The sequence below is a fragment of the Bacteroides sp. genome (genome assembly GCF_028690125.1).
Taxonomy (GTDB): Bacteria; Bacteroidota; Bacteroidia; order Bacteroidales; family Bacteroidaceae; genus Bacteroides.
The window spans coordinates 139,038-161,411 of the sequence record NZ_JAQVBV010000003.1 but is presented as its reverse complement, the minus strand read 5'-3'; the positions used below and the strand labels follow the sequence as shown (position 1 = coordinate 161,411).

Below are 22,374 nucleotides of genomic sequence, written 5' to 3'. Positions count from 1 at the left end.
ACAGGAGATATAGCTTTTGAAAGGCAAAAGGGGCTTTCTTTGGCCCAAGATGTGTTTGATGAAGTTGCCGCTTATAAGGCACAATTTGCTTATAATCCTTCTTCGGTATCAGGTTTAGCTTCAACTTCGGTTGCAAATTCTTTTGGCACAATTACACCCTCATGGGTACATGGATTATCCGGAGGAACGTTTTATGTTCCGGGAAGTACTGTAAATACAGGCATAGCACCTTTAAATATAAATTCTACAAGAGCAGATTTTATAAATGCCTATCCAAATAGTCCAGGTGTTAGAGCACTGCCCGCTAATTTTATTTTGAGAACTTCATATCCTAATATATACTATAAACGATGAAAAAACTTATAATATCTATTGCTATTTTGCCTTTGTTGTTATCCTGTAAGAGCCAGCAACCTACCTTTAGTACACTAAGTGGATTATATGAAGGCGAAGAGGTGATTTATAAAAATCAATTTTCTTTTCATGTTGAATTGGAATTGAAGCAGGATGGAACTTGTGTTTTGCAGAAAACAGTTGATTTGGGATCAACTTTATGTATAGGGGAATGGTCTATTATAAACGACAATGTAATTGAAATTAAGTGTAACAATAATCCTGCTTTAAGCAACATAGAAAAAGCATTGATAGGCGGGATTTACATCGAAGAAAATATCAAAGTTATAATTTTAAACAAAAACAAGTTAAAACTTGACAAAAGCGTTTTGAAGCGAAAATAATTTTAGCAGAGCAAGTTTATATTTTGGTCATCCCAAAACTGATTAAATAGTAAAATCCCGTTGGTTTGTAATGGCTAACGGGATTTTTAGTTTGAGTCGGACTAAAACGCATAAAATAAGAGAGAAACAACATAGTCCAAACTTGCAGGAGAATGTGGATACTTTGCAAAATATTCTAGGCTTGACTCAGGAAGAATGTCAAGAGTTAAAGTGTAAAATTAAAGTTTTAGGCAAATAGGCTATAGATTCGAGTTAACAAGAATATTATAATTAGAGAGAAAGGAGATTTATATTTTTTGATTTCTACTGATAGAAATAATGATTATTGAATAACTAAAGTTAGGCTATGGATGATTCTATAACAAAGCTGTAAAAAACATCCCATTTAAATTCGAATTACCCTATATCTGAGTAACAAAATATCTGAATATCCTCCGCATATCTTCATCTCCTTCCATTACTTGGAACTCCAGATGAATCAGGAGCCGATAGCGGGGAACACTCCTTGTTATGGCGGTAATATCAGTAGTATGTCGTGGAAGGCGGGGACGGAAACCAGTGAAAGAGGTTATCGTTCCACGTATGACGGACTGTCAAGATTGAAGGATGCTACTTATGGGGAAGGCACTACGCTTGCAACGAATCCGAATCGTTTCAATGAGCAGATCACGAGCTATGATAAGATGGGAAATATCCTGGGATTGAAGCGTTACGGACAGACTGCTGCAAGCAGCTACGGGTTGATTGACAACTTGACCATGACTTACAATGGCAATCAGTTACAAGCTGTGCAGGATGCCGTCACGAGTTCTGTTTATGGCAATGGCACGGAGTTTAAGAACGGGGCTAACCAGACGATTGAGTGTACGTATGATAAAAATGGGAATCTGATTAAAGATTTAAACAAGAATATTAGTAATATTCGATACAATCTTTTAAATTTGCCTAATCTGGTGAGCTTTGCGGGTGGTAACAGTATCCTGTATGAGTATGCAGCGAATGGTACGAAGTTGCGTACAGTACGCAAAACGGGTGCTACTACTTTGACTACAGATTACTGTGGGAATGCGGTCTATGAGAATGGGGTGTTGAAGATGTTGCTTAATGAGGCGGGGTATGTTAGTTTTCCGGATAAGAAGTTTCATTTTTATCTAAGGGATCACCAGGGGAATACCCGGGTGGTGGTAGATAAGGAATGGTCTGAATTGGTATGATTATGGGGCAAGGCATTATGATGGGGCGATAGGTAGGTGGCATGTGGTGGATCGGATGGCGGAGAAATATAATTCGATGAGTCTTTATGCATATTGCGCAAACAATCCAGTAAAATATATAGATCCAAATGGAGAATGGATCGAATCGGCTTGGGATGTTTTTAGTCTTGTTACAGGAGCCCAAAGTTTTGTAGACAATGTTAAGCAAGGTAATGTTGGTGCCGCGATTGTAGATGGGCTTGGAGTTGTTGCAAACGGTGTAGCCCTTGCTCTACCTCTCGTACCAGAAGGAGTAGGTGCTACTATAAAAGGAGTTCGTGCAGTTGATAAGGCGGTTGATGCTGTAAGAGGAGTGGATAAAGCTACTGATGCAACGAAAACAATAGGTAAAATAGACGATGCGGGACAAGCTGCCAAAAAATTTGATGGAGGATTAGACACAAAAAGTGTATCTGGCAATGAAGCTTTAAGAAATGCGAAAGATCAAAATGGAATTCCTCGAAGACAACAACCTGATAAAACTATTAAGCCTAATACACCTGAAGGAGCTACTGCAAATTTGAATAACAGAAATGTTAGGCAGTATGAGTATACTAATTCTAAAGGAGAGAAAGTAACAATACGTCAAGATAAGCCAGCAACATATGGTCAGGGTGGAAAAGGAGATCAATCACCTCATTACAATGCAGAAAAAAATGAAAAATTGAAACAACATCATTATTATGGAAATTGAGACAAATAAAATTAGTGAAATTTATAAAGGACATTATCAGGTTATTTTGGACTTTCCAGATCAAAGTAATTTGAAAGATATCATAGACGTTTCTTATAAATATGTGTGGGGCGTTGAACATTATGAAATTCCATTGGAGTGGAAAGAATATAATTATTCATTATATGGAGAAAGTATTCAGTCAAAAAATATATTCGCAAGGAATATTGAAATGGAGTTTCTACTAAATACTTCAGATTTTTTAGATTTGATACCTCATATACATCAGGCAGTTCATATTATTCAGACAAATATTGTTCCTCCTTATTATCTGAACATTAAGAATTTATCTGGAAAAGGGAAATATGATTTGCTAAAAAGTAAGATTGATTATTTGTTTGAGTTAGAGATGCCAGGGGCTATTGATTATGCTCCCATAATAAGTCCAGACATTAATTATTTAAAGAATCTAATTGCTAAATTAAATAAATGAAGTAATGTCTGTCAGTAGGTTTATATTTTGGTCTAATCAAAACTTGTGAATAGCAAAGAGGGTTAAACCGCTAAAAAGAGGACTGTAACTTAACTGTGTCAGGAAAGCAAAATCAAATTCACTTTGCTAACACAGTTAAGTTACAGTCTTTTTTTCTTTATCACTGTATTCTGTTAGTGTCGTAAGGCAAGCCTGGGATACTGTCACGAGTGGGGTATTCGGTAATGGTACGGAGTTTAAGAACGGGGCTAACCAGACGATTGAATATACGTATGATAAAAATGGCAATCTGATGAAGGATTTAAACAAGTATATTAGTAATATTGGATACAATGTTTTAAATTTGCCTAATCTGGTGAGCTTTACGGGTGGTAACGGTGTCCTGTATGAGTATGCAGCGAATGGTACGAAGTTGCGTACAGTACACAAAACGGGTGCCACTACTTTGACTACAGATTACTGTGGGAATGCGGTCTATGAGAATGGGGTCTTGAAGATGTTGCTTAATGAGGCGGGGTATGTGAGTTGCCCGGATAAGAAGGTTCATTTCTATTTGAGGGATCATCAGGGGAATACCCGGGTGGTGGCTGATAAGGATGGAAACGTTGAGGAGACAAATGCTTATTATCCTTTTGGGGGTACGTTTACTTCTACGGCTAGTGTTCAGCCTTATAAGTATAATGGGAAGGAGTTGGATCAAAAGAATGGGCTGAATTGGCTTGATTATGGGGCGAGGCATTATGATGCGGCGATAGGTAGGTGGCATATGGTAGATATGCGAGCTGAAAAATACAAAGCAATGAGTCCATACAACTATTGTAACAATAATTCTATAAACTATGTGGATTTGAAAGGAGATAGTATTTCATTTGCGGATATACAAAAGCTAGATAAAGGGATAGGTACTAATTTTATGCAAAAAATAGTAGATGATCTGCAATCCCACACAGGTTTGAGTCTAGCTTTGGATAATAATGGTATAATGACTTATGCTAAAGATGCTAATGGAAATCCTATGATTGCGACGGTTGCCGACGCTAACGGTAATATGACGCAAGTGGGTAGTGCCACAGCAAGAGGTGCAATAACAAATGCTTTAGACCATTCTGATATGGTAACGGTTGTAAATGCGGGATCGTCTGGAGTGAATCCTAAAGACAATAATACTATACAATTAGGGATAGGACAAATAGAAGGATTCATTAATGGAACCGTAGGAATGGATAATCGTACATTAGGTTGGGGAATGACTATGACGCATGAACTTCATCATACACAAGTTGGTGGTGGCTTAAAAGATAATTATAGTGGAAATTATCCTGGAGACGTTGTCAGCAAAATGAATACCATTCGCGCTGAATTAAACAGTCAGGGTGGAAATTATGGTCAACGTATGGGTTATAAATCAATGGAAATAAACAGTTCTATATATATACCATTTGATAGAGCTTCTCAAGGACAATTGTCATTAGGCTTACCTCCATTACCCGTCAATAAACATATAAAATATAAATAATTATGAAAAGATGTATCTCAGTTTTTATGCTTTGTTATTGTTTCCAATACGCAGTTTGCCAAAATACATGGCTAAGAGATTCAACAATGTATATGACAGCATATCAATATATTAAAAATGATTCATTTTTTTCAGGCAAGTTGGTTGCAGTAGCAGATTCAATTGTGGATTTGGATAGGTATGAATATGATTGTCTTAAAGAGGAATTTCCGGAAGAATATGAAAAGCTGAAGGTCTATCGAAAAAATAAGAAATATCCATATTTGCACACTTATTACTCTTATTTTTATACCTATTATTCTCCATTATTGGCTTTTCTTTTTCGTGGTCAGGACATCGAACGGGCGTCTGCCATATTGTTCTTTTCGAATATTGAAGATTTGATGCTAAGGGCTGATGTGGAAATTTACGACAAAAGATATATTTCAAACAAATTTAAATATGAACAATATATGTGGGGAATATCATATGGATATTTATTTATTTTTGATAAAAATGCAACTTTAAGAAAAGTATTAAGAAGTGAGTCTCAGCTCAATTAATATTTATCATACCCTGATATAAGCTTTCTAAAAGGCTATTTATATCAAGACTGTAATTTAACTGTGTCAGGAAAGCAAAATCGTATTCACTTTGCTAACACAGTTAAGTTACAGTCTTCTTTTTTTGTCCCTCTATTGGAGCAGAGACGCTCGTTTACAAGTTTAATTATAACAGGGGGCTTTCGGTTTCTTCCGTCAAATCGGATAGCCGTAATGGAAATGCGAAACTGAAAACGGAGTATGCGTATAATGTGCGTTCGTAGGCGAAGGGTATAACGGGACCGTTGTTTAGTCAGACGCTGAATTATCAGGAAGCGATATCGGGAAATACGCCTTGTTATGGGGGGAATATCAGCAGTATGTCGCGGTAACAGTATCCTGTAGAATATGCGGCGGATTTTACGAAGCTTCGTACAATACATAAAACGAGGGCTGTTACCTTGACTACGGATTACTGTGGGAATATGGTCTATGAGAATGGGATGTTGGAGATGTTGCTTAATGAGGCGGGGTATGTCAGTTTCCCGGATAAGAAGGTTCACTTTTATTTGAGAGAACTATTGGGATTGTGGAAGCGATATTAATCATATTAGGCTTTATGTATTTTCTTTTTAGAACCTAATGGAAAAACCATTCTCACCTTTCCTCCTGAAAGCCCAACTGAGAAATCTGCTCAAGAGAAGAGAGAACCAACAAAAAGAGTATGCCTCTACCCCATTGCCCTACCTTCATGCGACCGTTGATAATAAACTGGATGAAGAATTTATGAATAAGTGCACTGAAATTATCTTGAGTAACATCGAAGATACGGAATTCTCGGTAAACACGCTGCCGCAAGATTTGGGCATGAGCCGGACTTCTGTATTTACCCCAAAAAGGTATCATCGGTATCAATCCTTAACGACTTCATTAAAATTACCCGGCTTAAAAGAGCTTGCCAAATGATGATAGAAGGAGAATATAGAGTGACGGAGATCGGCTATCTGATAGGGTTCAGTTCTTCGTCCTATTTCGCAAAATGTTTCCAGAAACAATTCGGTATGTTATCAACCGAATTTCTAAAAAAGGCAAAAGAGAACTTTAACAGCATAATGGAATAGTCAATAAAATTTTCTATATTACCTCCTCGTTTCCCCCTCGTATAAGCTTTTATCCGAGGGGGAAACTGTTTTTACAGGTAGCAAATTCTATCATCTACGCCCTGTCTACAAAATTAAAGAAAATGCTCACCAATCGCTATTGATAGCGTTTATAGCTATTTTTATACCTAAAAAAGTGAATATTACACGTCAATCATATAGATGCCAACTAACTTTGCAAGAAAGAGAACAAAAATGTCAGGCTTTTATACATAGAAGCACAATCTTTAGAATAAAACGAAGGTCATTCATTGACAGAACTAAATATAATTATTAACCTACAAATTAAACAGTATGAGAAACGCGCTCAAATTAAGAATCTGCTTTCTTATTACGTTTCTTTCATTCATACCTTTAATAATGTACGCACTTCCGCCGGAAGGAATTACTATTAAAGGTAAAGTAATGGACGAAGCACTTAAAGAAGCCATTCCCGGAGCAAACGTGACCGTAAAGGGCACCACCATCGGGACAATCACAGACTTTGACGGTAACTACTCGATCGTCGCTCCAAGCAAAGAATCCGTATTGGTCTTCTCTTTTATGGGATATACATCTCAGGAGATAGTAGTCGGAAGCAAGGAAACCATCAACGTAACTTTAAAGGAAGACTCGCAAATTCTTGGAGAAGTGGAAATCGTAGCTATCGCTTATGGTAACCAGGACAAGAAAATGCTTACCAGTGCCGTATCTTCCATTGACAACAAAGAGTTGATCAAATCACCGGCAATCAGCATCACCAATGTCCTCGCCGGAGCATTGCCCGGAGTATCGTCCATACAGACTACCGGACAACCGGGTAAGGATGCGGCTGAAATCTACGTACGCGGTGTGGGTACACTGAACGATTCACAAGCTAAACCATTGATCTTGGTGGATGGTATTGAACGTGACTTTTCGCAGATCGATCCGAACGAAGTTGAAACCATCTCTATATTGAAAGATGCTTCTTCAACAGCCGTATTCGGTGTACGAGGTGCTAATGGGGTAGTATTGGTTACTACCAAAAGAGGTAAAGCCGGCAAAACGCAAATATCTGCCAGCACTAAACTGGGTCTGCAACAACCTATTTCGTTAGTTGAACAAACCGGAAGTTACGAATTTGCCCGTTTTTGGAATATAAAGCAGAATATGGACAATGTAACTAATCCTAAACTCTATTTCACACCGGAACAAGTAGAAGCCTATCGCACGGGGTCAGACCCCATTATGTATCCGAGTATGGACTGGAAGAAGTACATTTTTAATAATCTCTATCTTCAAAGCCAGAACAACCTTAATATTTCCGGTGGCAGCGAAAATGTAAAATACTACATTTCAGTCGGCTATACTTATCAGAACGGACTTTTAAAGGAACTTCCGGGACAGATGTATGATAACAACTACCGTTACAACCGATACAATTATCGTGCTAATATCGATGCCAACCTGACCAAGACTACGCTAATGAAACTTGGTATTAGTGGTATTTTAGGTAAGATACAAGAACCACGCAGTGTTGTCTCCGGTTCCGGAGAAGACCAGAATCCTTGGGTCATCGCACAGATCTGGTCACATCCGTTCGCAGGACCGGGTTTTATCAACGGAGTACGTACATTAGTTCCTAAAGACATGGTTCCTCTGGGAGAAGTAATGCGCGACGGTATGTTCGTGTTCTATGGACAAGGTTACAATCAGAATTACGATACGAATTTAAATCTGGACTTGGACATCACACAGAAACTGGATTTTGTGACTCCGGGCTTGAGCGTATCTGTAAAAGGAGCTTATGACAATAATTTTAAATTGGAAAAAATACGTACCGGAGGTGCCATTGAATCACAAACCGTATACTACAAATCTTATTTTGACACAAATGGCTCTATGGCACAGACTGATCCGGATTATGACAAGACATATATCTATGTGCCCAATGGAAGCGATACTCCGCTGAACTATTCAGAAAATAATGGACGTGGACAGAATTGGTATCTGGAAGGGCGTATCAACTACGACCGTACATTCGGCGATCACAGAGTATCCGGCCTATTCCTATACAATCAGTCACGCAGTTATTACCCGAAAACTTTCGTATATATTCCACGTAGTTATGTAGGATTGGTAGGACGTGCCACTTATGCTTATCAAAGCAAATATTTGCTCGACGTAAATGTTGGCTACAACGGTTCGGAAAACTTCGCTCCGGGTAGTACTCGTTTTGGTGTTTTCCCATCATTCTCTGCAGGCTGGATACCAACCGCCGAGAAATTTATGGAAAACCAAAAGGTAATCGATTACTTAAAAATCAGAGCTTCCTGGGGACGTGTCGGTAACGATAAAGGGGTAGATTCCCGCTTTATGTATATGCCTGCCGTATGGGGAGATTCAGGTGGTTACAGCTTCGGTATAGATAACTCCTATAATCAAACTGCTGCCGGTATTTCTTCTATCGGGAACCCGGCAGTGACCTGGGAAACAGCCGATAAGCAGAACTACGGTATCGATATCAAGCTCTTAGACAGCCGTTTATCTGCTACGTTCGATTACTTTAGAGAACACCGTACAGGTATCCTGATTTCTCCATTATCGACTCCCGGCATTATTGCAATGTCTTTACCTAATCTGAATATTGGTCAGGTAAACAATCATGGTTATGAAATTTCCGTTGGTTGGAATGATAGAATCGGAAAAGACTTCAGCTATTTTGCTAATGCAAACGTATCATTCGCGCGCAACAAGATCATTAATATGGATGAAGTTCCCAAGCAGTTCAGTTACATGAATCAAACGGGCGGTTCAACGGGACGTCAGACTGACGTGTATAAATACCTGAGACTCTATCAGTACAGCGATTTCATCGAAGGAGCAAATGGAGAACTAAAACTAAACCCAAAACTTCCCCAGCCTTACCAGAAGGTTTATCCGGGTGATGCGATGTATGCCGACCTCAATGGAGACGAAATCGTAGACGGAAATGATAAAAGTGTAGCGGGTTATGCTAACCGTCCGGAATATACATTTGGTATGAATATGGGATTCGACTGGAAAGGATTTAGTCTATCCATGCAATGGGTAGGCTCAACAAACGTCAGCCGTATGTATGATATTGAGTACCGGATTCCGTACACCAATGCCGGAAAACGTGGTTTGCTAACCTATTTCTATGACGGGTGCTGGACTCCCGAGAATCAACAGGGAGCTGTTTATCCGCGTCCATCAGAAGAATCGGAAAGCTGGAACTCCGAACCCTCAACTTTATGGTTGGTAGATGCTTCTTACCTCCGTTTAAAGAGTTTGAACTTCGGATATACCATAACCGGAAAGAAATTCCTGAAGAAATTAGGAGTCAGTTCACTCGGTCTGAATTTCAGCGGTTACAATTTACTGACCTTCTCACCGCTTAAGTATCTTGATCCGGAAAGTAATCCCGACCGATTCGGAGATTATCCGCTCATCAAAACTTATAGCTTCGGTTTAAATCTTAACTTCTAAAAAAGACAATTTATGAATAGCATAATAAAAGGACTCGGAATTGCGTTTGGTTGTATGCTGATTGCATCCTCTTGTGCTGAAATCAGCTTTGGGGATAACTTCCTGGGCAACCAACCCGAAAGTTCCGGAGCAACCACCGAAGAAATGTTTTCTTCGAAAATAAATGCCGAAAAAGTACTGACTAAAGCTTATACCGGCGTACCTTATGGACTGCCAACCGGCGGGGATTTCAAACTGGGAGGTAATATCCTTGAATCAATCACCGATTTGTGCCAAAGTTTTCGTGATAATATCAGTGATGGTCCCATGAAACTATATTATAATGGAGCGCTAAGTGCCAATAATGTTCCAAGAAGTGCCGCCTATCTATATGCAGGAAAATCCGACTGGACTACCATCCGCTACGCATGGCTGTTTATTGAAAATGTAAACAAAGTGCCCGACATGACCGAAAGTGAGAAAACCCAACGAATTGCCGAGGCAAAGGTATTGATTGCACTCTCATACTTCGAAATGTTGAGATATATAGGTGGTATACCTTGGTTGGATCACGCAGTGGATGTAAATGAAAAGATGGAATTCCCTCGTATCACCTTCGCTCAATCAGTGGAAAAAATTGTGGGATTATTGGACGATGCCATCAATGCGAATTTAGAATGGAAACAAAATGACCAGAATGACGGACGCATGACAAAAGCGGGAGCCATGGCTTTAAAATTCAAAGTTCTGCAATGGGCTGCCAGTCCAACATTCAACTCCAATACAAAATGGAATTCAAAAGCAGATGAGTACACTTGCTACGGTAATTATAGTGATCAACGTTGGAAAGATGCAGCACAAGCAGGAGCAGCTTTCTTCACAGAAGTGAAAAGCAAAGGGGGATTTGAATTAATTCAACCGACAGAAGACACTCATCGGGCAAGACGCTTGGCTTACCGCAAGGCGTATTACAACCGTGGTGGAACGGAAATCTTGATTTCTACACGCAAAGGTTATGATGTAGGTATCCATTCCGATTATATCAACCAACGTTACTATACCGGTCCAACGCTGAATTATGTAAATATGTTCCCTTGGGAAGATGGTTCTGATTTTCCGGAAAATTTTGACTGGGCAAATCCGTCTACACAGCCATTCTTTACAACCGGTGAAATGGTGCCGACACGTGACCCGCGTCTGTATGAAAATGTAGCCTGCCCGGGAGATAAATATTGTACCGGAACCACTGCTCCTGTTTATATCAACCATGAAGATTACAAAGATGGTAGCGGATTCCTGATTATGAAATACATTTTGCAGGAAAACAGCGATCGGAACGGTCCGGTACAGTGGGCACATACCCGCCTGTCGGAAATCATGTTGGGATATGCAGAAGTACTGAATGAAGTGAATGGACGTCCAAACGACGAAGCCTATAAAATGATAAATGATGTACGGAAAAGAGTGGGACTCTCTGAACTAAAAGGACTGGATCACGATAAGTTTCTGGAAGCAGTCTTGAGAGAAAGAGCACTGGAATTAGGATTTGAAGAAGTACGTTGGTTCGACCTCGTACGCAGAGACCGCCAAAGTGATTTCAAGAAAAAGTTGTATGGTCTGAGAAGTAGAGGTAATGACCTGCACAATCCTACTTCATTCACTTTTGAGAAAGTTGAGTTGGGCGAACGTTTCTGGGCTGCGAATTGGGATACTAAATGGTATCTGACTCCGATTCCTCAGAATGAAATCAACAAGAAATATGGAATGACCCAAAATCCGGGTTGGTAAATATCTTAACTAATATCAATCGAACAATGAATAAATTAAATTATATATTAATGACCCTGCTTCTGGGAGGTTCGGTTTCGCTGAACGCACAGACATCGAAAGCTGTTTCGGAAACACAGCTTGCTGATACACTGAGCGTCGGATACCAGATGAACGTATCTTCTCAGACAAGCAGTTATTCTATCAACGGGGTCAATGCTTCTGCATTTGAAAAGTCTCCGTATGTAGATGTAAGTAAAGCATTGTATGGAAAAATTGCAGGTCTGAATGTATACCAAGGCAAAGGCGCATCAACTGACAACGTTTCCTCTTTTTCTCTGCATGGAAATACTCCTCTGATACTGATTGACGGATTTCCACGTGATATCACAGAAGTTACTTCTATGGAAATTGAATCGTGCTATGTCCTGAAAGATGCCGCCGCAGCAGCACTATACGGTATACGTGGCGCAAATGGAGTAGTACTTATCACTACTAAACGCGGTGCTAAAAGTGGACTGAAAGTGAATGTAGATTATAATTTCGGTGTCAATACCCAATTCCGTTCACCGGAATTTGCTGATGCTTACACTTATGCAAATAGTTTCAATACAGCCTTTAAGAGTGACGGTCTGGGTACACGTTATAATTCGCAAGAATTGGATGCTTTCCGCACAGGAATCTACCCATATGACTTTCCAAATGTAGATTGGTGGGATCAGACGATGAATAAATCCGGTTTTACGCACAATCTGAAAATGTCTTTCAACGGAGGTGGTGAAAAATTCCGTTACTTCACAGTGATTGATTATTACCGTGACCGTTCTATGCTGAAAAAGAATACGGAAGATACGCGTTACGATACGACTCCGACAGACACACGCCTTACTTTACGCACCAATATTGATGCGGATATTACTGAAAGTACACATATGAAGATAGGTCTGGTAGGAAAGTTACAGGAATTCAGAGGTACTCGCTATGGACGGGATGCTATTTTCCGCAATATCTACAATACACCATCGGCTGCATTCCCCATTCGTTATGAAAATGGTATTTACGGAGGCAGCTCTGTATATGGAGCCAACAACCCGGTAGCTTTATTGAAGAACTACGGTCATATCAGAAATATGTACGGCACATTGCTTGCCAATTTAAGCTTACGCCAAGATTTAGATGTACTGACCAAAGGACTGGGAGCCGAAGTGGCTGTTTCTTTTGACAATATGGGAGGAATGTACGAAACTACCAACAAAAGCTATCGCTACATGAATAGCTCGGCAAGTATAGCCGGCGATGGTACTTTGATAACCACTCCCACTATCTGGGGAACAGACTCTGAAACATTGGGACACAGCCAACCTTTCGAGAGACTGATTATGCGCAGCAATTTTCAGGCTAAAGTAGATTATAACCGTGATTTTGGAAAGCACCAAGTAGGTGGAGCATTGATCTACGATATGCAATCTACCGTGGAAAATGGCAGAAACAGATCGCGGAAGAATCAATCCATAATACTGAACGCAACGTATACCTATGATAACCGTTACAGCGTTAATGCAGTAATCAATCATTCGGGTTCCGCTTACTTACCGGATGGAGATAAATTTGCAAATTATCCGGCAGTATCCGCTGCATGGATCGTATCCAACGAAGCATTTATGGAAAAGATAACCCCAATCAATCTCCTCAAGATTCGTGCTTCTTACGGTTTATCCGGTTGGGATGGTAATTTAAGTCATGAATTGTGGCGCCAATCTTACATTGGTAATAATGGCTATAACTTCGGAGTAAATGCCGGTGCTTTAGGTGGTGGTAGCGAGGGTGACCTGCCGGTTATTGGCTTAGTAGCAGAGAAATCGACGAAAGCAACTTTCGGTTTTGACGTTGCTGCTTTTGATAATCGCTTAAGTGCAACTGTAGAAGGTTTCTACGAAGAGCGTTCGGATATGCTTGTATCAGGTGCCAATTCAACTTCCGGTATCATCGGTATCACAGTGGGACAGGTGAATGAAGGAATCTATAAATACAAAGGACTGGATGCTTCTCTGAACTGGAATGATAAAATTGGTGAACTTCATTATGATATAGGAGCCAGTATGTCATACCTGAATTCAGAGGTAGTCAATGTAAATCAGGCATATCAGGAATACAATTACTTGTATACCAAAGGTAATCGTGTGGGACAGATGTATGGTCTGGAAGCTATCGGCTTCTTCAATAGCCAACAGGAAATCAACAATAGCCCTCAGCAAACCTTCTCGAACGTAGCTCCGGGTGATGTGAAATACAAAGACCAAAATGGAGATAACCGCATTGACGAAAAAGATGTTGTCAAAATGTTCGGTTCGTCCATCCCGCGCTTCTACTTCGGATTTAACCTGAACCTCGCTTACAAGAGATTCGAGCTTTCCGCAGATTTCCAAGGAATGACCGGCATTACAGTCTCTTTGCTAAACAGTCCATTGTATCAGCCGCTTGTGAACAATGGAAATATCTCGAATACCTTCTTAAACGAAGAAGTCTATTGGACTCCGGAGAACAAAGCCAACGCAACTATGCCAAGGCTGACTACTCAGGAAAACCTGAACAACTATCGCGCCAGCTCATTGTGGTATCGGGACGGTTCATTCCTGAAACTGCGTAACTTGCTGGTATCTTATACTTTCCCAAAATCACAGACTCGCTTTGCTGATCTGAAAGTATTTGTACAGGGAACCAATCTGTTCTCATTGGACAACCTACATTTCACTGATCCTGAACAACTCGGTATTGCATATCCATCGACAAGAAGCTATTGGGCAGGTGTCAAACTTAATTTTTAATTCAAAGTAACAAATGAATATTATGAGAACTAAATACATAATCTTAACCCTTTTGTCTTCGCTGGTCCTTGCCTCCTGCAATTACCTCGATTTTGACGAGACGAACAACTTGAAGACAAAAGAGGACATGTACAAGTATTTTGATACGAGCAAATCAATGCTTACGTATGTATACTCATTCATGCCGCAAGGATATAAAGGGTTTGCAACATCCGGTATGATTACTCCGGACGAATTTGCCATGCGTGATTGTGCGAGCGATGACGGCGAATTTGGAGCAGTAGCTTCCAATATCCAAAATGCAAATAACGGAAACTGGTCTGCCATCAAGACTTTTGATGATTCTTGGTCACTTTACGAAGGTATACGTGCAGCCAATAGTTTTATTGCAGAAATTGCTCAAGTAGACTTCACACGCTATGAACATAATGGGCAATATACAAATTGGATGAAACAATTAAAATATTTCCCTTATGAAGCCAGAGTGCTACGGGCACACTACTTCTTTGAACTGGCACGCCGATATGGTGACATCGCTATGCCATTAGAAGTACTGACGGAAGAAGAGGCTAATACTATTGGTAAGACATCGTTCAACAATGTAATTGATTTCATTGTCGGCGAATGTGATGAGGCTATTGCCGATAATCACCTTCCGGAAAGTTATGTGAACGAACCGAATGCGGAAATTGGTAGAGTCACCAAAGGATTTGCCATGGCAGTAAAGTCGAAAGCACTTTTATATGCTGCAAGTAAGTTACACAATCCTTCCATGAACACTGATTTATGGAAAAAGTCAGCAAAAACAGCATTAGATATTATCAACACAGGGTTATACTCTCTGGACACCAAAGAGAGTGCCAACAATCTCGAATCCAAAGAGACTGTACTAATGAGAATCAACGATAATAACACAATCTTCGAGCTATTCAACTTTCCTATTCGCCTCACGGCAGGCAAGCGTAACTCAAGTCAGATTCCTTATAGTAACTTCCCGTCTCAGAACCTTGTGGACGCATTCGAAACAGTCAATGGTTACAAAGTGACCTTGGAAAACACAGGATGGGTTTCTCAAGATCCGGCATTTAACCCACAGTCGCCTTACGAAAATCGCGATAAACGTTTCTACCGTGCTGTTTTAGCCAATGGTATGGAATTCCAGAAAAAAACGATAGAAACTTTTAAAGGTGGTACCGATGACGGAACTGTATCGAATGGAGGTTCTCCAACGGGTTACTTCCTGCGCAAATACATTCAGGAGGGAACTGTTTTCACCGACGGAGAGGAATCTTCAAATAAACATCATTGGGTGATTTACCGTTACGCAGAAACATTGCTTACTTATGCGGAGTCTATGGTAAATGCTTTCAACGATGTGAATTATACAGATGAAACTTATAAATATTCTGCATTGTGGGCTATCAATGAAGTAAGAAAGAATGCTAATATGCCGGTAATCCCCTCTTCGGGAAAAGAGGCTTTTCTGGAACGCTTGTACAATGAATGGCGCGTAGAGTTTGCTTTTGAGGACCACCGCTTCTGGGATGTACGTAGATGGAGAATTGCTGATTCGACCCAGCGTGAACTTTACGGAGTAAAAATCGAGAAACAACCTGACGGTACTCTTAATTTCTACAAGAACCTTTACGAAACTCGTAATTGGAGAGATGCCATGTATCTGTATCCGATTCCTCAAAGTGAACTATACAAGAATGCTAACTTAAATCCTCAAAACACAGGATGGTAATTAATTGTCTAATCTAATATTAAAAAAGTATATGAAAAAGTTATATAACAATACATTAATGCAACTGATTCTTGCTCTGTGCACATTCAGTTTCGTAGCATGCCAGGAGTACAATATCGACTCTCAGCCGGAAGGTCCGCTCAATATTCAAATTGACGCTTTGGACTCTTATACTGCGTTGGCTACATCTCCAAGTAATGTCGTTTTCAACATTAGTTCCAATACTCCTTGGACCATTGAGAGTGATGCACAATGGTGCGTGCCAACTCCTTCAATGAGTGCAAGCAGTTCACTGGTTTCGGAGATTGTGGTAGCAATGGAAAGCAACACAGGTAAAGAAAAACGCACTGCTAAACTGACTATCAAGGCAGAAGGGATTTCAAATGCAAAAGTGATTACTATTGAACAAGTATCAAAAGAGAACCTTGTTGTCGTTCCTTACGGAGAACTAGTTGCAACAGAAGGTGAAGAGATCCAATTCTCTATCATTTCTAACAAGCCGTGGGAAATCATTCCTTCTATCTCTTATGTAGGCGATATTGACAAGAAGTCGGGTAATGGAAATGAAAATGGTCAGGAAGAAATCATCACTGTTAAGATACCTGCAAATGCAGGCGCACGCCGTGAAGGTACCATTACTGTAAGAACTGAGTTTGAAACATATTCTTTCACTATTACACAGAATGGTATTACCATTGTACAGGAAGAAGATCCGTCTAACACAACAATGGCAATAGCCGGTGCCGGACCATCTGAAACTATTATAAAGATGAGTGCCAATAAAGAATGGAAAGTAGAAGTTCCGAAAGAATATCAGAGCTGGTTACAAGCAGAAGCTATCAGTGATTCTGAACTAAAACTGACTACTACCAGTTACAATCCTTTGTTTGCATCACGCAAAGGTCAAGTCTTAATCAAAACAAAAGAAGTAATCGATGGATTCGATGGAATTACTTTCGACGTGGAACAACAGGGTAAATCCTTCTGGTGGAACGGAGGAGGTACTGCGGCTCAAGTTCAAGAAAATGGCTCAATTATTCTTAGCGGAACCGGAACATCTCAGATTGTTTCCAACTTTACAAGTAAAAAAGGACGTTTGACAATTGATCTGGAATCCCTCAATTTAACCGGAAACAGTTGGATTGAACTAAATTACTGGCCTGATAGAGGAGATACCAACTTCCATTTACACCTAAAACCAAACGGAGAGAGCAATTTCACATGTGGCGGTGGTTATTTCTGGCAACAGAAACTCTTCACTATGACATCGGAAGAATGTAATGCCATCCGTCAGATTATAGCTGAAGTAACTTACAAACCGGAAGATCACAATTATCTTGTCATCAGATTGTTATTTAATGGTAAAGAAGTTGCTATATTAGACAATAACATTCAAGATGTTTATGCTACGGGAGATGACAAATATTATCCCCAAACAATATATTATAGATTACAGGCAGGTGCTGAAGACTCAAGTATGCATGTAAATTCTATGACTTGGGAACCAATTGAGTAATAAAATAACCTCTAAATAAATATAGAGTATGAAATTCAATTTAAAACAACTAATATACAATAGCTTCATCGGCGTTTCCGTTCTCACAGCATTCTCGGGATGCAATGACGACGAAGCCGCGAAATGGGTAGATCTGCGCTACAGAGCAGAAGATTCTTACTTGGTTGAGGCGAAAAATCCGGAGCCTTTCTCTTTCCAGGTCAAATCGACTGATCCATGGGAAGTATTCGGAAAATATGATTGGTACACTATCTCACCCAGTAAGGGTGAGGCTAGTGACAAAACCTCCACGGTGACTATCACCTGCAAAGAAAACACTTCATTGGACGATCGTATAGATACGATCAACATCAAGAGTGACTACTGGATAGGTAAAACATTCGTTCTGACACAAAAAGGTACTGCCTATTTGAATGTAGAGAACGTTGATATGATCAACCAAGAGGGAGATGATGAAACATTTGACGTACTTAGCAACCAGAAGTGGACGGCCAAGGTTACAGAAGGAGATGTATGGTTATCTATTAAATTGGGTGCATCCGGTGAGCTGGATGGACAAATCACTGTAGAAGCAACTCCTAATACAGGTGAACAACGTACAGGTATAGTAACAATATACGACCGACATGGTGTAGTTGCCCAAGAAGTAAAATGCGTTCAAGACGGTGTAGTATTAAATCCAGAGACTCCAGAGAATGGAAAATGGTTCAAAATGTATGAAAAAGCACAGAAGCTTACCATTCACGTAGAATCTAATACAGAGTGGATTGTATCGAAAGAAAACGAAGCTGATGACGTTTGGTATAATTTCGAAGAGACATCATTTAATGGTAATGGTGACATTGTGATCAATGTAAACGAACACACAGGAACTAGTGTCCGTACAGGAATTATCTTACTGACAACTAAGGCTGACGAAGGTGCTACTCCATTAGTGAAAACTATAAAGATTAAACAAGCGAATCCACAGAGAGCAGAAGTGCATAATGTGAACCAAGTATTAACAGGTGCTTACTACGGTCCGGGCGACTTATCAGTAGGACATTATAATTTCTACTTTGAGCCATTCGGCAGTGCAAGTCTTAACCTCTTCATCATGTGGAAAGGGCAAGCAGATGACGGAGGAAATGCAGAACTTCGTTTCCACATTGAGGGTCAAAAAACAGTATTGAGTACAAGACCGTGGAACGGTGATGTATACAACGAAAATAGTGGTCATGCAGTAGATACCAGCAAACCGAATGTATTATCATTCGAAATACGAGAAGCAGTAGATACTACAGATCCAACAAAATCTTGGATTTACTCCGAATGGATATTAAATAATGTAGTAATAGCCAAGGCTACCAGCGATGGCGTAATTGACAGTAATGGTACGAGTGACACTTATAAAATTCCATTCGAAAGAACAAAAGCAGGTACTTCTTTTGAGATGTCAGCATCTAAAGGCAGTGTTGGATTTACTAAGTGGGAATATATCGCCCCATTAGTATGGGGAGATTAATTCTCCAATAAGAGTGATTGCCTGAGCCCCCAATCGGGCAATCGCTTCTAATAAACTCATTAATCAATTAAAAGAAAAGAGTATGATGAAAAGAAAAATATTACTATTACTGAGCATGACACTTATGGGCATCTCCAGCATTGCCTGCTCAGATGATGAGACTAATGATATCACCTCACAGAAGAGATATCCGCTAACAACCTTTGCAGTAGCAGTAAAGGGTGCGCAGGCTGATAATATATCCTATTATCATGGGAAGATTGACCAAACGACTCACAAAGTAGAAATTGGAGTTATTGAGAATGCCAATGTCATTTCAGGTGTAGAATATACATTGATGAATGACGGAGCAACCATCTCACCGGACCCAGCAACATTTGTTGGTAAGTGGAACAAAGAACAAACGGTAACCGTGACGACTGAAGATCATAAAACGACAACCTATACCATCATCCTAACTAAATTTAAAGAACAGGACAGTGATGTACTCTTCTTTGATGATTTCAATGTAAACGGTCATCCGGACCAAACAAAATGGGTACTTTGCCAAAAATCAGGTTCGGATTGGAATGATGAAATGTCTGAAAGCTATGACCAGGCATATGTAGAAGACGGTAAATTGATATTAAAAGCAGAAAAAGTAGGCGGTGAATACAAAGCCGGCGGTATCGAAACGCAAGGTAAGTTTGATTTTGCCTTCGGAAAAGTGGAAGTAAAAGCCCGGCTTACCAGCTACCCGAATGGTGCTTTCCCAGCTATCTGGATGATGCCGAAAACACCTGTTTATGGAGGTTGGCCACAAAGTGGAGAGATTGATATTATGGAACACATCAAGCAAGAATCCGTGATCCATCATACCATACATACTCACTACACGTATGATTTAAATCTCAAAGATCCAATAAATACTGCACAAGTGCCTTGTGATTTTAAAGATTGGACTATCTATACGGTAGAGAAGACTCAAAATAAGCTGACTTTCTATGTCAATGGAGAAGAAACTTTCTCATACTCGAACCAGAATCTGGAAAATGAGGCAGAAATGAAGCAATGGCCATTCACGGAAAATAATCCTTTCTACCTTATTTTAAATATGGGATTAGGAGGAGACAGAGAAGGTTCATGGGCAGGTCCTATTGACGATAATAACTTACCTGCTATTATGGAAATTGACTATGTAAAAGTGTCCAAATTAGATAAATAGGTTTAAGGTCGAAACTATTGTTTTAGGAACTCTCAATTTTAGAGGAATGAGAGCATGGAGATTCTTCCAATGACTTTCATTCTTCTATTTCTATAAATAAAAACTCACACAGAGCTAAACTCTATCCTGTTTTCATAAGAAACTAAGATGGAAACATCTATGATAATAATCAGGAAAAACATACTGTCTTTGTTCACCGGAATTATTATAGTGGGCTTGTTGTTCAATCCAGTGAAAGAAATACTTGATATTCCCCATCAATCAAGCCTGTTTACGTGTGTATCACTATCAATACTAATTGGGATCTCAACTCTTTTCTCTGAGAACCGACTTATTAAGGAACTGACCGTTATTGATTTATTATTCATTTTAATAGAAACTGTTCTGTCTTCAGCCAAAGAAAATCGTTCAGAGCTACAAAAAGTATTAGAATATTATAAGAATGATTATTTAAAACTTAAGGCTGCGAAATACCTGATTTCTAACATGACCGAATCGTATGCAATCGATTCAGGTATGCAAAAAGCGTACTCCGCCTTTTATCAGATTTATTATAATGTGTGCGAAAAGTACAATAATGAGATAAATAAGAGCAACTTTCAAAACCGGACGCCTATTCAATGGGGCAAAATAGAAAACAAGTTTATGACCTTTGATAAAATGGTTTATCTTCCCACCTATTACACAAAAGGGATGAATATACCCGCAAAGATTCTCTTCTTATTAAAAACAGATGCTACCATACAATATTTGTCTCCAAATACTGAAAAAGCAGCTCAAGAACATAGTCGTATTTTTATTTATAAAAACGGGGAAATTATCAGGTTGGAAAGAATTAAATACGATAAATATTAACTTAATACACATTTATTATGAGACGTTTATTACAAACATTATCAATTGCAGTCTACATTTTTCTTATGAGTTGTACTTCTACGTCTTCCGGTGCCAACATCTTACCAACTCCGGAGATTCCGGATACTCAGCCGGAAAAAGTACAGCAGGTCGTCATCGGTTATCTGCCACTAGACGATTGGGAGTTTAAAACTCAATTTGCTTCTGTGGAATGGAAGTATCTGACACATATCAATATGAGCTTCGCCAGAGTAAAGGCTGATGGCACGCTCAATATTGAATCGATCCAAGATAGAATCCGGGAAGTACGTGAAACAGCTCGTAAGCATAACGTTAAGGTTTTGATTTCACTTGCCAAAAACGGGAAAGGTGAATTCACAGCTGCCATTAATGATCCGAAAGCCAGAAAAGAGCTGGTTAAGCAAATTGTAGCATTCACCAAAGAGTATGAATTGGATGGATTTGACATTGATTATGAAGAGTACGATAAGTGGGATGTATATTTCCCTTCACTCTTGGTCTTCGCCAAGAGTTTACACGATGCAAAAGATGAAAAGATGCTTATGACCTGTGCCGTAAACAGTCGATGGCTGAACTATGGGACTGAATGGCAACAATATTTCGATTATATCAATCTTATGAGTTACGACCGCGGAGCATTTACAGATACCCCTACTCAACATGCTTCTTATGATGACTTTGTGAAAGATCTGAAATACTGGAATACAGTATGCATGGCATCTAAAGATAAAATTGTCGGTGGATTACCTTTTTATGGATATTCCTGGGATGAAGATCTGAAAGAGATAGTAGATGATGTCCGCGGAATACGCTATCATACTATTTTAGAGCATTTCGGTAACAAAGCAGCGAAACTGGATGCAATAGATCAGACATATTATAACGGACAACCAACTATACGCAAGAAATGTAATTTCGTAAAAGAAAACGGATATGCGGGAGTAATGATCTGGCAATTATTTCAGGATGCTCACAACGACAATCAAAATCTGAAATTAATAAAAGCGGTAGGCGAAACAATTACACTTTCGCGCTAAACACAACATATAGCTGTTTGCCTGAAAATTAAGTAAACTAATTCTCTAATCATTCTCACTGTTATGAGAGAAACACTCATAGCAATGAGAATAAA

General features: G+C 39.5%; 16 protein-coding genes and 1 pseudogene. All 17 read left to right on the top strand.

Annotated features, from left to right (window positions below):
• Window positions 1–350: 350 nt before the first annotated feature.
• The 17 genes and pseudogenes from PHO71_RS03455 (at window position 351) to PHO71_RS03375 (ending at window position 22,279) form a co-directional block, all read left to right on the top strand.
• Window positions 351–737: a hypothetical protein gene (locus tag PHO71_RS03455; RefSeq protein WP_300198950.1), complete on the top strand. Its 387-nt coding sequence runs from the start codon at window positions 351–353 to the stop codon at window positions 735–737.
• 503 nt (window positions 738–1,240) lie between these two features.
• Window positions 1,241–2,090, top strand: a pseudogene (locus PHO71_RS03450) (RHS repeat domain-containing protein); the annotation flags it as partial.
• Window positions 2,070–2,684 carry an HNH/endonuclease VII fold putative polymorphic toxin gene (locus PHO71_RS03445; protein ID WP_300199138.1) on the top strand — a complete coding sequence of 205 codons (615 nt, stop codon included), beginning with the start codon at window positions 2,070–2,072 and terminating at the stop codon, window positions 2,682–2,684. The pseudogene PHO71_RS03450 and the gene PHO71_RS03445, both read left to right, overlap by 21 nt.
• Window positions 2,674–3,156, top strand: coding sequence for a hypothetical protein (locus PHO71_RS03440; protein WP_300198947.1), 483 nt, complete (start codon window positions 2,674–2,676; stop codon window positions 3,154–3,156). Before PHO71_RS03445 ends, PHO71_RS03440 begins: the two co-directional genes overlap by 11 nt.
• Before the next feature lie 292 nt (window positions 3,157–3,448).
• Window positions 3,449–4,672: an RHS repeat-associated core domain-containing protein gene (locus PHO71_RS26150; protein ID WP_367279877.1), complete on the top strand. Its 1,224-nt coding sequence runs from the start codon at window positions 3,449–3,451 to the stop codon at window positions 4,670–4,672.
• 86 nt (window positions 4,673–4,758) lie between these two features.
• Entirely contained in the window at window positions 4,759–5,214 is a 456-nt protein-coding gene (locus tag PHO71_RS03430) for a hypothetical protein (protein WP_300198944.1), read from the top strand.
• Between the two features lie 621 nt (window positions 5,215–5,835).
• The gene (locus tag PHO71_RS03425) at window positions 5,836–6,159 is read left to right on the top strand and encodes a hypothetical protein (RefSeq protein WP_300198940.1); all 324 of its coding nucleotides are present in this window, start codon (window positions 5,836–5,838) and stop codon (window positions 6,157–6,159) included.
• A complete protein-coding gene (locus tag PHO71_RS03420) occupies window positions 6,156–6,314 on the top strand; it encodes an AraC family transcriptional regulator (protein ID WP_300198937.1) in 159 nt (52 codons plus the stop codon). Before PHO71_RS03425 ends, PHO71_RS03420 begins: the two co-directional genes overlap by 4 nt.
• Before the next feature lie 333 nt (window positions 6,315–6,647).
• Window positions 6,648–9,824 (top strand): TonB-dependent receptor, encoded by a 3,177-nt coding sequence (locus PHO71_RS03415; RefSeq protein ID WP_300198934.1) that lies wholly within the window; start codon window positions 6,648–6,650, stop codon window positions 9,822–9,824.
• A 12-nt stretch (window positions 9,825–9,836) separates the two neighbouring features.
• Window positions 9,837–11,591: a RagB/SusD family nutrient uptake outer membrane protein gene (locus tag PHO71_RS03410; RefSeq protein ID WP_300198931.1), complete on the top strand. Its 1,755-nt coding sequence runs from the start codon at window positions 9,837–9,839 to the stop codon at window positions 11,589–11,591.
• Between the two features lie 26 nt (window positions 11,592–11,617).
• Window positions 11,618–14,395, top strand: a complete 2,778-nt coding sequence (locus PHO71_RS03405) for a SusC/RagA family TonB-linked outer membrane protein (RefSeq protein WP_300198928.1) — start codon at window positions 11,618–11,620, stop codon at window positions 14,393–14,395.
• 22 nt (window positions 14,396–14,417) lie between these two features.
• Window positions 14,418–16,142: a RagB/SusD family nutrient uptake outer membrane protein gene (locus PHO71_RS03400; RefSeq protein WP_300198925.1), complete on the top strand. Its 1,725-nt coding sequence runs from the start codon at window positions 14,418–14,420 to the stop codon at window positions 16,140–16,142.
• A gap of 31 nt (window positions 16,143–16,173) precedes the next feature.
• Window positions 16,174–17,658, top strand: a complete 1,485-nt coding sequence (locus tag PHO71_RS03395) for a BACON domain-containing protein (RefSeq protein WP_300198922.1) — start codon at window positions 16,174–16,176, stop codon at window positions 17,656–17,658.
• Between the two features lie 28 nt (window positions 17,659–17,686).
• Window positions 17,687–19,162: a BACON domain-containing protein gene (locus PHO71_RS03390; protein ID WP_300198919.1), complete on the top strand. Its 1,476-nt coding sequence runs from the start codon at window positions 17,687–17,689 to the stop codon at window positions 19,160–19,162.
• A gap of 82 nt (window positions 19,163–19,244) precedes the next feature.
• A complete protein-coding gene (locus tag PHO71_RS03385; RefSeq protein ID WP_300198915.1) occupies window positions 19,245–20,366 on the top strand; it encodes a DUF4971 domain-containing protein in 1,122 nt (373 codons plus the stop codon).
• A gap of 159 nt (window positions 20,367–20,525) precedes the next feature.
• Window positions 20,526–21,221 carry a hypothetical protein gene (locus PHO71_RS03380; protein WP_300198912.1) on the top strand — a complete coding sequence of 232 codons (696 nt, stop codon included), beginning with the start codon at window positions 20,526–20,528 and terminating at the stop codon, window positions 21,219–21,221.
• 17 nt (window positions 21,222–21,238) lie between these two features.
• Window positions 21,239–22,279 (top strand): glycosyl hydrolase family 18 protein, encoded by a 1,041-nt coding sequence (locus PHO71_RS03375; protein WP_300198909.1) that lies wholly within the window; start codon window positions 21,239–21,241, stop codon window positions 22,277–22,279.
• The last annotated feature ends 95 nt before the right edge of the window (window positions 22,280–22,374 follow it).